The organism is Vibrio sp. YT-15 (genome assembly GCF_033337445.1).
GTDB lineage: Bacteria > Pseudomonadota > Gammaproteobacteria > Enterobacterales > Vibrionaceae > Vibrio > Vibrio alginolyticus.
Genome location: NZ_JAWOQR010000004.1, coordinates 101,960 through 115,073 on the forward strand (window position 1 = coordinate 101,960; position 13,114 = coordinate 115,073).

Below are 13,114 nucleotides of genomic sequence, written 5' to 3' on the forward strand. Positions count from 1 at the left end.
TGCATTGCTATTGATCTAAAGACTGTTATGCCACTGGATGTTGTGCTTTAATCGAGGAAGATATTCATAAAATTAGGAAAGAGAACTATGAGTAGCGTATTTGAAATCGTTAACCAAGCTCGTCGTAAAAACAAACTAAAACGTGAGCTTCTTGATAACGAGAAGAAAGTTCGTGATAACCGTAAACGTGTTGATCTTCTAGAAAACCTTCTAGACTACATCAAACCAGAAATGACTCACGATGAAATCGTCGCAATCATCAAAAATATGAAAGCAGACTATGAAGATCGTGTTGATGACCACATCATTAAAAGCGCTGAGATCTCTAAAGCACGTCGTGACATCAGCCGTCGCATTCGTGAGCTGACTGAAGAAGACAAGCAAACTAGCGGCAAAAAATAAACGCGTAAGCTAGATTTTCGAACCCCGAGCAAGAATATCTTCCTCGGGGTTTATTTTTGTCTCTAAACTAACCGCCGTGTACAATCAATCTAACTCTTATTCCTAACGCATTCAGCTTTCTATGTCTTCAACTACGACAAGTACACAACCAACGCTTGCAAAACAATTATTTACGATGACCTGGCCAATGCTATTTGGCGTTCTGTCTTTAATGAGCTTTCAGCTTGTGGATAGTGCGTTTATCGGTCAGCTCGGCGTTTTACCGTTAGCCGCTCAAGGTTTCACTCTGCCTTTGCAAATGGTCATTATCGGTATTCAAGTCGGTCTAGGGATCGCAACGACAGCGGTCATTTCTAAAGCTCTTGGGGCGAATGAAAGTCGGTATGCCAAACAACTTGGCGGATTGGTATTGATGATCGGCTCAATTGGTGTCGCTATTTTTGGCGGGCTAATTTGGCTTTTGCGCTACCCCATTTTAGCTCTATTAAGCGCTCCAGAATCTGTTATGCCGATAATCGACAGTTACTGGCCTTGGTGGTTATTAAGCTCATGGACTGGTGCGGTTTTGTATTTTTATTACAGTATCTGCCGAGCTAATGGCAATACAATGTTACCTGGCACAATGATGATGATAACCAGCGGCGTGAACCTTGTGCTCGACCCGCTATTTATTTTCACGTTTGACTTGGGTATTAACGGAGCGGCAATAGCAACCATCGTCGCTTTTGGGTTTGGTATTTTAGTCGTCGCTCCTCGCGTGAAAAAGAATCACTGGGCAACGACACAATGGCAAGATCTTAACGTAGCCAAAAGTGTTGCATCTATCGGTAACATTATGGGCCCTGCGATGATTAGCCAACTGCTGCCACCGTTGTCTTCCATGCTAGCAACAAAATTATTGGCAAGCTTTGGAACCGCAGCAGTCGCCGCTTGGGCGCTTGGTTCACGCTATGAGTTCTTTGCTATCGTTTCGGTCTTGGCGCTGACAATGTCTATGCCTCCAATGGTTGGACGCTTACTTGGAGCAAAGAACTATGAAGATATCCAAAGGCTCGTCAGTATTGCCGTAAAATTCATTCTAGGTTTCCAACTTTTGATTGCTGCCATTACATTTGCCGTCGCAAACCCACTCGCATTATTGATGACAAGTGATGTGCAAGTGGAGCAAGTCTTGGAAATGCATTTACTGATAGTGCCGATCAGTTTGGGTTCATTAGGGGTTTGTATGCTAATGGTTTCTCTTTGTAATGCATTAGGCAAATCTTACACCGCGCTCACCATTTCAGCGCTGCGCTTGTTTGTCTTTTTCCTACCGTGCTTGTGGGTTGGCGCTCAAATGGATGGAATCCGAGGTTTACTCTTAGGCGCTTGTATCGGCAACCTGTTAGCTGGTGTTTCCGCATACCTAACCTATCGCCAAACCATACGCAAACTCGCAGGCGCTCAAGCCAACGCACAACAATGAATAATCAGAACTAAGCCCCTGAAGTGGGGCTTTATCGTTTTGACGCCTTGTCTAAGTTGAAATGTTAGCTAGGCGAGTTTTAATTCACTAAAGAGCTCAAATAACTGGTTCGATTTATACGGCTTAGGTAAATAAGCATCCATGCCTGCCGCAAAACAGTTGTGGATGTCTTCTTCCAAAACACTCGCAGTGAGTGCGATAATCATTGTTTTTTCACGTCCTGCTTTCTTTTCCCAACGACGAATTTCTTTCGTCGCGGTCAGTCCATCCATCACGGGCATCATGCAGTCCATTAAAATTGCATCGAATTCTTCTCCCTTTGTGATGGCTTCTAACGCTTCTTGACCGTTGCTTGTTATCAAATAGTCATAACCTGCTTTATCCAGAAAAAAACTCGCTATTTTCTGGTTCATCAAATTATCCTCCGCAATTAAGATCCTCCGATGAGAGCGCGACGCTCGATATTCAGAGCTGACAACATTACTGGTGACATTGTCACTTGATATAGTCTTTTCAACCTTAGCTAAATCATCAATGACATGCTTAAATCGATTGCCAAGGAAAGGTAATGTGAGTACGGCATGTACTTTTTCTGCATTTTCGTAGGGAGTGGATAAATGATGCTGGCAAATAATCACACGGCGAAGATCGTAATTAAATGATAGATTATCCAAGATTTCATCGGTATTAGCGTCGTTACTGTGGCACAGAAATATGACATCAAAGTCATCATTTATCGCTTGCACTTCATTCACATTATTAACACCAAAGAGATTGATTTTCGCTAAGCGACACTCTTTTAATACTTGGTCGGCGTAGTCGTAATTTGAGCAGATCAAAAGCCCTTTATTAATCACCTCCGAACGCCAGCCAAACACCGGAATTGCTTCAACCTCAATCGAGAATTCAAAGCATGTGCCCACTCCTTTTGTAGATGTTGCTACGAGCTTGCCCCCCATCATCGACACAAGCTGACAACAAATTGCCAAACCCAACCCTGTACCGCCAAATTGCCTCGACACTCCTTCATCTTCCTGAGTAAAGGGTTCAAAAATCGTGGTTAACTTATCTTGATCAATGCCTATTCCGGTATCTTCTACTTTAAACGTCAGCACTCCACGTTCTTTCTCAAGTAACTCCTCATAACTAACATCAACGCATACATGCCCACTTTCGGTAAACTTAACCGCATTCGATACCAGATTCGTAACTACCTGTTTGACACGATGATCATCGACCATCACGCGAATGGGGATATTTTCAGCTAAATTAATACCTAACTTTAGCTGTTTAGATGTTGCTTTGGATTGGAATAAAATCATCGACTGATACACGACTTCTCGGATATCCGCTTCTACTAGTGACAGCTCCAATCGTCCAGACTCGATTTTAGAGAGATCCAATATATCGTTAAGTAAAGTAAGCAGTGTTTGAGATGAGGAGTCAATGTCATCAACAACTTCTTGTTGATGCGAAGACAACTCACTTTGAGAGAGTATTTCTGTCATGCCCATGATCCCGTTAAGGGGCGTGCGTATTTCATGTGACATGTTGGCAAGAAACACAGATTTTGCACGATTAGCCGATACTGCTGACTCTTTTGCATGCAGTATTTCTTCAGTTTGTCTCTGCATTTCTTCAACCACTCGATTCACTTGCTGAGCAAAAATGGTCAGTTCATCACTTCCATCAACTTTGACTTTTGTTTGCTTCTCTTCGGAGTTGATCAACGCGTTTAAAGTATGAATGATCGCATCGAGTTTGCTGTTAACTCGGAACCAAGTACTAAATCCGAGCCAACAAAGCAGGATAACCACTAAGGCAACGCCAAAACTGATCATCGCTATATTGGCCTTTTGTTCATGAACCTGCGTGAGAAGCGACTGCTCAGTTTGTTTGGTGAACCCATCAATGAGCACTTGTAAGCGCTGCACACGAAAATCGAGTTCTTTTAAATACGCGGCGTAGTCACTTTGTGACATGTCTCCTGAGATTAATTGTCCGCGAGACGCCAAGTTTCTCTGATATCTCGGCGAAGTAAACAAGCCAAGCAATTTATCCACTTGCTCGTATGACCCACCTAAGTTTAAAAACGCATCCAAATTTTGCTGCTGTCGGTCTATCGCCTGATAAAACATACTTTGACTTAGCCGACTCTTAGGGTCTTGGACTAAACGGTTCGTCAGCCAAGCTTCTTTCTGTGTCCAAAAAGAGAGCTGAGCAAGGTAGGCAATAAAATTTTGCATGCGAATGCCATCGTCACTGCCATACCATTGATGATTTTGCAACAAAGAGCGCGACATATTTTGGAGCTGTTGAAATGCCCAATCACCCAGGTCGTCCATCTCACTCAATCTACCTGACAATACCCCCAGCATGGCTTCTTTCAGTTCATCAGCATACTCAGCAGTATTAGGGTTACTCACAAACTTTTGATGCAAAGAAGAAATAACTTCACCTTGTTCTTCAATATTAATGGCTGCAGAGACTTGAAGATCAGGCTGTCGGCGTACTTTCTCTATGGAGTAAATAAAGTGGGAGGCCTTGGATATCAATTGGAAACCTTGAATATTGCTAACCGTTTGATTGAGACGGCTCACGCGCAACGCATTATCAGAAAACTGCTGAACTGCAAATACCACTATTACCACAGCGGGTAATAGTGCGAGGAGTGCTAAGCGTGTTTTTATTGATAATCTCAACATCCATCAGCCTAATGGTTGATTTCATCCGTTTATTTAATATTAGACTAGTTTCCTACATTGAAAGGCATATACGACATTGTTACTTTCAAACAACATTCACCTACCCAGAATATGGTTATTGTGAGTATTTTATCATCGGCTAATGCAGTAGAAATTGTGATTTAAGTCATATTTTTTAATCTTAAAGTTGGATGCAAACAATAAAGTTTCACTCACAACTAAGAGTCGCATCACTTTTCAGGAAATCATCTATTGTATGTTTACCTATTGAGTTGCCTTATCGAGTCAAATCACACAAAAATGCAAAATATCCATTTTTGTCAACAAAACTAATTTGAAAGCAAACGTTATCATCGCAAAAAAAGTAAGTTACTTTCTAAATGTCAATACGTGAAAACCACTGCTTTAGTCACATTAATCCACCACTAACGTCCCCTTAAGTAGTGTTTTACACTGGATTTAATTTTCCTAGCAGAATAAGGACTCCGACCTTAGAATCCGCACACATAACTATTACAACCCGATTACATAACCCACCACACTCTTGCACGCTGCCGAAGAGGCAACAGCAGAGAGTATGGTTAGCCCCCAAACGTGAAAGGTTTAATACAACAATGAGTCCAGAGAAATATCTCCAAGACTGGCAAACTAGCCAAACGATTGCTGAATCTATTTCCCCTCTAATTGGTAAGCTATATCGTCAAAAAGGAATCGAAGTGGTTCTGTTTGGTAAAACGCTTATTAATGCTACTACTATAGACATTCTCAAAACTCATCGCGTTGCAAGACGTTATACCGGTAACCCACTTTCGCTTGAGCACACGATGCCTATTATTCAAGCGCTTTGTGAAATGAGCATTTCTTCATGCCGTGTCGATGTTGGCCAATTGGCAACTATGTACTGGAATGAACATGACGATACAAGCTCTCTAAACGATTTCCTTATCACTGCACTTGATGGTGCTCGCGACGCAGATTCTTCATTGAAAGCGCGTGATGTGGTTCTTTACGGGTTCGGTCGCATTGGTCGACTACTTACTCGCCTTCTCATTGAGAAAAGTGGTCCAGGTTACCCACTAAGACTACGTGCGATTGTGGTTCGTGGCGGTAAAAAAGGCGATTTGGAGAAGCGTGCTAGCTTGTTGCGTCGTGACTCAGTTCACGGTCAGTTCAACGGTAGTATTGTTATCGATGAAGAGCGTAAAGCACTGATCGTTAACGGCAACTACATCCAAATTATCTACGCAAATAACCCAAGCGAAGTAGACTATTCAGCTTTCGGTATCAATAACGCGCTAGTTGTTGATAACACAGGTGTTTGGCGTGATTCTGAGGGTCTGAGCCAGCACTTAGCGTGTCAAGGCGCAGAGAAAGTACTGCTAACAGCACCAGGTAAAGGTGACATCAAAAACGTTGTATTCGGTGTAAATGAGTCGGTAATTCAAGAAGATGACACCATCATCTCCGCGGCAAGCTGTACAACAAATGCAATCACGCCAGTCCTTAAGGCTCTGAACGATAAATATGGTGTTCTTTCTGGCCATATTGAAACCGTGCACTCATACACAAACGACCAAAATTTGATCGACAACTTCCACTCTGGTGATCGTCGCGGACGTAGTGCTTCACTAAACATGGTTCTGACTTCAACAGGTGCGGCAAAAGCAGTTGCTAAAGCATTGCCAGAGCTTGCAGGCAAGCTAACAGGCAACGCGATTCGCGTACCGACACCAAACGTTTCTATGGCAGTCGCTAATCTAAACTTAGGTGAAGACGTAGACCGTGATTCACTGAACGATTACTTGCGTGAAATGGCGTTGAACTCTGAGCTTTCGGCACAGATTGACTACACCGATTCAACAGAAATTGTATCAACTGACTTAGTTGGCTCTCGCCATGCAGGCGTCGTAGATGGTCAAGCGACTATCGCACAAGACAAGCGTTGTGTACTTTACATCTGGTACGACAACGAATTCGGTTACAGCTGCCAAGTTGTGCACTGTATGGAACAAATGATGGGTGTTCGTTACCAAACATTCCCTCGATAGGTGAACTTTGCTCCACAACGTTAACCACATAGCGTAGCGGACAATATCTCATATTTGTTCTAAATAATAAGCGCCATGCGCATTACTAATATTTTTCCCCGTTTATACGCCTGATCACCCTCAGGCGTTTTTTCGTTTCATTCATTTGACACTCTCCGGACAAAGTGAACGTCAGCATTCATGTTTTGTTCATGTTCACAGCATTAATCTGAGCACATAAATTACAGAGAGGTCATGATTATGAATCGGATTATTGTAACTGCACTAGCACTGATTACCGGCTTTTTTACGTTAGTATTTAGCTTGATCATTGCGATTCCGTTGACCATCGCAGCATTAATTACCGGTAAACGTATTGAAAAGCGCGTCAAGAAAATGCAGAGAGAAATGCACGAAGAGTATGAGTTTAATACAGGTAAAGCAGATGCGATTGAAGGTGAATTTGAAGAGGTTCGCCGGTAAGTAAATAAGATTTAGATGAGTTTCTCTCCCCCGACCGCTCCTGAGAAACTTCTTGCTTTCACCCTGTCCTTAAAATGGCAGGGTGCTTTTTTGAAAAGCACAATATTGAATAAGCACCTAGCGGTTTATTGCTTTATCTTTTTGTTGTAGGAGGCTGTGTAACCAGCCTCCCATAAATCACCATCGACACCAGAGTATGGGTTGGATTCTTTCGGAGCGCCGCTTAGGCAAGCATCTTTGCCTTCCTTCTTAATTTCATCGATGTGATTTAAAACAAAGTCAAAGTGTTTAGGATCAGCCTTTTGTAGTAACCCGTACAAAAGGCCAAAGCCAAGCATCGTAAATACAAACAGTTCAAAAAACACCCAAATGCTCTTTGTTGAAAAGAATATCCAGGCAACGCTGCAAACACTGGTCAAAATTACTACTAGAGCTAAATCTACTATTCTTTGCATATTGCTCTCACCTTCTAAACGGTCATGAAGTCTCTACCCCTTTCATAGGGTAAGTAAGAGGAAAGTCCGTTTTTATCCAATAAAGCACTCTCGACTTAATATGCGACACTGTTAGTATTAACGTTAAGTGGCTATCGTTCTCATTATAACAATGCGTTGGAAAGTAGCTTTCACAGCAAATGAGAATATGAACCAAAGTAACACTATTGATAATATTAATTTTAGCAACATTTAGCGTCAGAATTACGTAAATTGAGTAAGGGTTACTGAGAGTAGACAAAAAAGCAGCCACACGGGCTGCTTTTAGTATTTCTGTCTTGCGAGCTTGTCTATACCGTTACGACCACTCTAAGAGCCAGCAGCATGAGTACTACCCCTGACAAACGATCAATCAACACTGCCTTAGAGCGAATTCTGTCAACGACTTTAGAGCTCGATAGCACTAGGGTAATAAAGGTGTACCAAAGCCCATCCACAACAAACGGCGTGGCAACAATGATCATCTGATTACTCAAATCATTACCGAGCGCGACAAACTGACTGAATAATGCGATAAAAAACAAAGCAATTTTGGGACTTAAAATCGAGATAAAAAAGCCTTCTCGCGCAGACTGGATTACCGTTGTTTCCTCACCTGACTCCAACTTCGCAGCCACACCACCTTTTGAACGCAAAGCATTAAACCCTAAATACGCAAGATATGCCGCACCCACAAGGCTAATCGTCTTGAACAGCATCGGGCTTTGCTGCAAAACAACAGCGAGCCCAATCAAGGTAATAAACGCATATATACCAATGCCAAACGCATGAGCCCAAGCCGTAGCTAATCCATTGATACGTCCACCAGCCAACGAGTGCTTAGCGACAATAGCTAAGCTGGGACCTGGTGACATAGCCCCTAATAAACACACGGTAAAAAGTGATAACCAAACTGTTAGTGTCATAAGAATCTCCCCTCTTTGAAGCTCACTCTATCAACGGAAGAGGTATAATTAGAAATCAAAGTTATTCATACTAATCATGATTTCAAGTCATAGCTAAACGGTGTACGTATTAGCGAATGGAATATTCAGAGATTTGCATTACTGAGCGAATCTCTTCTCGCACCCATTTATGCGCAGGATCCGTGTCGTATTTGGGGTGCCACATTAACCAATATTGATGAATAGGTGTTTCGAGTGGTAATGCTTTATGGGTTAAGTCCCAATGTTTAGCGAGGTTAACGGCAATATGTTCAGGAGCCACCATCAGGTGCTCACTTGCAGCTAAGCGATTGATCGCAGAAGAGAAAAATGGAACCTTAAAGGTAACGTGGCGGGTGTGCCCTAGCTCTTTCAATGCTAAATCAGTGTAGGAATCTTTGTCTCCGCCGCCAGTCACTTTGATGTGTGAATATGAAATCAAGTCTTCAACACTGATCTGGTCCTGCTTTGCTAACGGATGAGAAGATTTCATCAAACAAACTGATGAATCCTCACCAATTTTAACGCTCGACACACTCTGTGGTTTTTCTGGATACATAGAAGACGCGATATGGATGCCCGTCTCATGAAGTTTATCAAGAAAGTTGGGTTGCCACAGTCGGTACGCCATATCTAGCTGTGGCGCTTGTTCACCCAAGTGAGAGGCAATATCGGGCAATACGTATTGCGCCACGTAGTCACTAGAAGCAATAACAAGCTCACCTTGCCACTGCCGCGGCTCAAAAGGTTGGTCATCGAGTAAATGGTCAAACTCAGCCAGTAATGCATCAAGCTTTGATTTTAACGCTATTGCTCGTGGCGTTGGTATCAGTTGATTACCTTGACGAATAAGCAGTGGGTCACCACACAGATCGCGCAATTGTGCAAGCTGTCGACTGACGGCAGACTGCGTAATGTGCAAACGGTCTGCGGTCCGGCTGACATGACACTCCTCTAAAAGTACATGCAAGGATCTAAGTAGATTCAAATTAATGTTGTTTAACATATTCGCTCAGAAGGGTTTTCAACATGGCATCCATTCATGGTCACTTCACAAACAGGTTCCCAGTCGTGTTAAAGAATTCAGCTAAGACGGTATGAGTCATCAGGTTTCGAAGCTCTGGATATCGTTGAATTTGATCTCTGATTTCGTTCAAGCGAGCCATCGTAGGCACTTCGACAAAAACCATCATGTCCGTCTCACCGCTGATCGCATGACACCATTTTACGCCATCAATTTTGTACAACTCGTCCGCGTATGATTCGCAATAATACGTAGAGGTTGATTTATCGAACTTTAAGGCAAAATAGGCGCAAATCGAATCCCCACCCGAAGGCGCAATTTCAGCGTGATACCCTAGAATCACTTTGTCATGCTCTAGCTTACGAATACGGGCCGTTACCGCAGAACGAGAAAGGTTTACTTTATCCGCAATTTCAGTCACCGACAGCCGAGCGTTGTGCCTGAGCAGATCCACAATCTTATGATCAAACTTGTCCATACCGTTACCAAGCTTTCCTAATTTTTCTCATTCTATACCGATTCTAACTGCATAAGAAACCAACATTTTGTTGGAATTATTTAAAACAACCGTCATATTGACGGTTTAGTAAATCATTTTGTTATTAACATTTTGGATATGCTATTTGGCGGGCATGAGATGAGTGCTGTTATCCATTTCAACAGAAAATAGATAACACATTGAAATCAAATTCCCACCTTAAGTACTCAGCACATAAATAGCATCGCTTAAACACATAAAACGAAATAACCAGAAGCCACAAGCTTTTTCGCAATAACCCTCATAACATTGGATGAATCAATTCGCATGGAAGAGCTCAAAAAAGACATTTCACTCACATCAGGTATCGCACAGTTATCCACCACATTAATGGGAACGGGGCTGTTTATGATCCCGGCTATCGCAGCAGGTATAGCTGGCCATTTTTCACTATGGGCTTGGATTTTATTGTTCATCGCGATTTGTCCTATTGCGCTGACTTTTGCTCAACTGGGTAAACGATACCCCAACGCGGGCGGAACAGCCTTTTTTGTACGCAAAGCCTTTAACGCCAAACTGGAAAGTAGTGTCGCTTGGCTATTTGTTAGTGTCATTCCGGTAGGGGTTCCGGCCGCGATTGCACTCGCCGCAGGCTTCCTACAACAAATATTGCCAGAGCCTATTAGCAACAATCTGTTTGCACAAGTTCTCACGGTAGTACTTCTTGTGTTCGTCAACTTGATGGGCACAAAATCATCAGGTCATTTACAAACTCTTATTGCTTTGAGTGTCTTCGCACTTGTTGGCGCATTTTTATGGAAAGGCGACGTTAACAGCGCCGATCTTGTGATGCCCGCCATCACACAAGAGTCAATTTGGCCTATTACCGCAGCGTTAGGCGTGATGTTCTGGTGTTTTGTTGGCATAGAGGCTTTTGCCCATATGGGGGAAGAGTTCAAAAACCCTCAAAGAGATTTCCCTATTGCCATTGTGGTCGGTTGTTTTGTAGCAGGGGCTACCTATTGGGCATGCTCTGTCGTTATTTTAAAATTTGGCGCGTATGGTAACGCTCAATTTGATAACGCATCCATCCCCTGGCTTAGTGCCCAACTACTAGGCGATGGAGCCAAATGGATAATCAGCTTGATAGGTTTCTCCGCTTGTTTCGCGAGCGTTAACTTATACACACAGAGCCTAGCGCGAATGGTCTGGGCTCAAGCTCGTGAACATCGTCCTTCTAGTCCACTAGCCAAGATTTCACGTCGTGGTGTCCCTTTCTCAGCCACCATATTAGTTGGCGGCATATTATTGATATCTTGTGTGATAGGAACCCTATCACAGCTCGATCTGGAGTTTTTCCTAAAACTCGCAAACAGTGTATTCGTTCTGGTTTACATGTTGGCGATGTTAGCCGCTTTCAAATTGCTTCGAGGATTTGGTAAAACACTTGCGGGACTGTCCCTACTGCTTTGTACCGGTGTTTTTATATGTTTAGGCTGGTCAATGTTTTATGCACTTGGCATTTTTACTCTACTTTTACTGCCTTGGAAACAGTGGCGACATAAGCGACAAACACGTGTAGCTGAATAGTCATCGCTTCCCATTTCGAAATATGTGAGCTAAACGTTGGATACCAGCGTCTATGTTCTCTAACGCGATATTGCCGTAACCAAGCACGGCACCATGCCAGTGACGTGCTTGAAAATCTGGGTGTTCATAATAGCTCAAAGGTCGCAAGATGATCCCTTCATGCTCTGCTAGTTTCGTAAAACGCTGCTCATCCATACCATCTTGCCATTTCAACGTAATATGAAGCCCCGCCGCTTGGCTAACGACGCAAACACGGTCGCCAAAATGCTGTTGAATGGATAAATGCATCTGTTCATGCTTAGTTTTGTACAGTCGACGCATTTTTCGAATATGACGTAATAACCCACCTTCAGTAATAAAATCTGCCAATGCTTCTTGTGTATGCGTCGGCGAATCACCACTTAACGCATCTTTAACCACCAAACATTGCTCTACTAAACGTTCAGGAGCTACAAGGTAGCCAAGCCGCAATCCGTTAAACATCACTTTACTGAAGGAACCCACATACAACACACGATCATCTCGACCCATTTGAGCCGCTAGCCCCTGTAAGCTGGTATAGGGACGATGAGCAAACTGGAATTCGCTGTCATAATCGTCTTCGATGATCCAACTTGATTGTTCGACCGCCCAGTTGATGATCTTTCCTCTTTGCTCGGTATTGAGTGTGGTGCCCATCGGATATTGATTACTTGGTGTAATATACAGCGCATCGGCATCGCTTGAGGTCACCGCTTCCACATCAAAACCTAATTTCTCTCTTACGAACAAAGGCTCAAATTGATAGTTTTGGAACTGAATCAACTTCCGCATTTGCGCGTAACCTGGTTGCTCCATCAGAACCTTATCACCTTGTTTGAGCACTACCATCGTCGCAATTGACAACGCTTGCTGCGCCCCAGAGGTAATAATAATGCGCTCTGGAGAACAATTCACTGAACGGCTTGATGCGAGGTAGTCAGCTAAAGCACAGCGCAATGCCCAACTACCCTGAATATCTTGATTCCCCAACAAGCAAGTACGAGACATATGGCGAGTGAGTAACTTTTGCCATTGCGCCATCGGAAATGCGTCCAAATCCGGCACACCCGGTGCAAATGCGCGGTTGATATCAAAGTGAGCTTTCGGTGATGAGTCTCTCTGAACTGAACTAGGTTCAGGCAAGTACTGCTCTGGCAGTTCTACGGCAACATAAAAACCAGAACCTTTTTGGCTGTTCAAGTACCCTTCCGCCACTAACTGTTCGTAGGCAGAAATCACGGTATTCCTACTTAGATTAAGCTCTTGTGAAAGCTTCCGCGTAGAAGGCAGCTTCCCATTCTTCACCCACAGTCCTTGAACAATTTTCTTGCGAATAGCAAAAAACAACGCTTGCTGACGCGTTCCATCACTGTCTTTTAAATGCAGGTCACCGATATCAATCAAAGACAAACTGGATCCATCCATTAGTTAAAAGTGGCTCTCTTTAAGCTACCAGTTAAACGCTACATTGCAATCAAAGAATGAGGATCAATCGCTCGTAA

11 protein-coding genes are annotated in these 13,114 nt (G+C 43.2%); 5 read left to right on the top strand and 6 right to left on the bottom strand.

Features of this window, described 5'->3' with window-relative positions; all coding sequences use genetic code 11:
• Window positions 1-87: 87 nt before the first annotated feature.
• Both R7D93_RS09575 and R7D93_RS09580 read left to right on the top strand, forming a co-directional pair.
• Complete coding sequence (locus R7D93_RS09575; RefSeq protein WP_005373603.1) at window positions 88-402, top strand: DUF496 family protein; 315 nt, start codon at window positions 88-90, stop codon at window positions 400-402.
• 121 nt (window positions 403-523) lie between these two features.
• Window positions 524-1,867 (top strand): MATE family efflux transporter, encoded by a 1,344-nt coding sequence (locus tag R7D93_RS09580; protein ID WP_025767935.1) that lies wholly within the window; start codon window positions 524-526, stop codon window positions 1,865-1,867.
• 68 nt (window positions 1,868-1,935) lie between these two features.
• Here R7D93_RS09580 and R7D93_RS09585 read toward each other — a convergent pair whose 3' ends face one another.
• Window positions 1,936-4,572: an ATP-binding protein gene (locus R7D93_RS09585; protein WP_225496408.1), complete on the bottom strand. Its 2,637-nt coding sequence runs from the start codon at window positions 4,570-4,572 to the stop codon at window positions 1,936-1,938.
• Between the two features lie 614 nt (window positions 4,573-5,186).
• Between R7D93_RS09585 and R7D93_RS09590 the strand changes: the two genes are divergently transcribed.
• Window positions 5,187-6,620 carry a glyceraldehyde-3-phosphate dehydrogenase gene (locus R7D93_RS09590; RefSeq protein WP_017635170.1) on the top strand — a complete coding sequence of 478 codons (1,434 nt, stop codon included), beginning with the start codon at window positions 5,187-5,189 and terminating at the stop codon, window positions 6,618-6,620.
• Between the two features lie 240 nt (window positions 6,621-6,860).
• A complete protein-coding gene (locus R7D93_RS09595) occupies window positions 6,861-7,082 on the top strand; it encodes a hypothetical protein (RefSeq protein WP_005373607.1) in 222 nt (73 codons plus the stop codon).
• 125 nt (window positions 7,083-7,207) lie between these two features.
• Here R7D93_RS09595 and R7D93_RS09600 read toward each other — a convergent pair whose 3' ends face one another.
• The 4 genes from R7D93_RS09600 to R7D93_RS09615 all read right to left on the bottom strand — a co-directional run bounded on the left by R7D93_RS09600 (window position 7,208) and on the right by R7D93_RS09615 (window position 10,001).
• Complete coding sequence (locus R7D93_RS09600; RefSeq protein WP_169628906.1) at window positions 7,208-7,537, bottom strand: hypothetical protein; 330 nt, start codon at window positions 7,535-7,537, stop codon at window positions 7,208-7,210.
• Between the two features lie 329 nt (window positions 7,538-7,866).
• Window positions 7,867-8,481 (bottom strand): LysE family translocator, encoded by a 615-nt coding sequence (locus R7D93_RS09605; protein WP_005373611.1) that lies wholly within the window; start codon window positions 8,479-8,481, stop codon window positions 7,867-7,869.
• A 109-nt stretch (window positions 8,482-8,590) separates the two neighbouring features.
• The gene (locus tag R7D93_RS09610; RefSeq protein WP_213867608.1) at window positions 8,591-9,505 is read right to left on the bottom strand and encodes a LysR family transcriptional regulator; all 915 of its coding nucleotides are present in this window, start codon (window positions 9,503-9,505) and stop codon (window positions 8,591-8,593) included.
• Window positions 9,506-9,545: 40 nt separating this feature from the next.
• Window positions 9,546-10,001, bottom strand: a complete 456-nt coding sequence (locus R7D93_RS09615) for an Lrp/AsnC family transcriptional regulator (RefSeq protein WP_005373615.1) — start codon at window positions 9,999-10,001, stop codon at window positions 9,546-9,548.
• Window positions 10,002-10,328: 327 nt separating this feature from the next.
• Between R7D93_RS09615 and yjeH the strand changes: the two genes are divergently transcribed.
• A complete protein-coding gene (yjeH, locus tag R7D93_RS09620; protein ID WP_158159479.1) occupies window positions 10,329-11,591 on the top strand; it encodes an L-methionine/branched-chain amino acid transporter in 1,263 nt (420 codons plus the stop codon).
• Here the strand turns inward: yjeH and R7D93_RS09625 are convergent, their stop codons facing one another.
• Window positions 11,592-13,037 (bottom strand): PLP-dependent aminotransferase family protein, encoded by a 1,446-nt coding sequence (locus R7D93_RS09625; RefSeq protein ID WP_213867607.1) that lies wholly within the window; start codon window positions 13,035-13,037, stop codon window positions 11,592-11,594. It lies immediately after the preceding gene.
• Window positions 13,038-13,114: the final 77 nt, after the last annotated feature.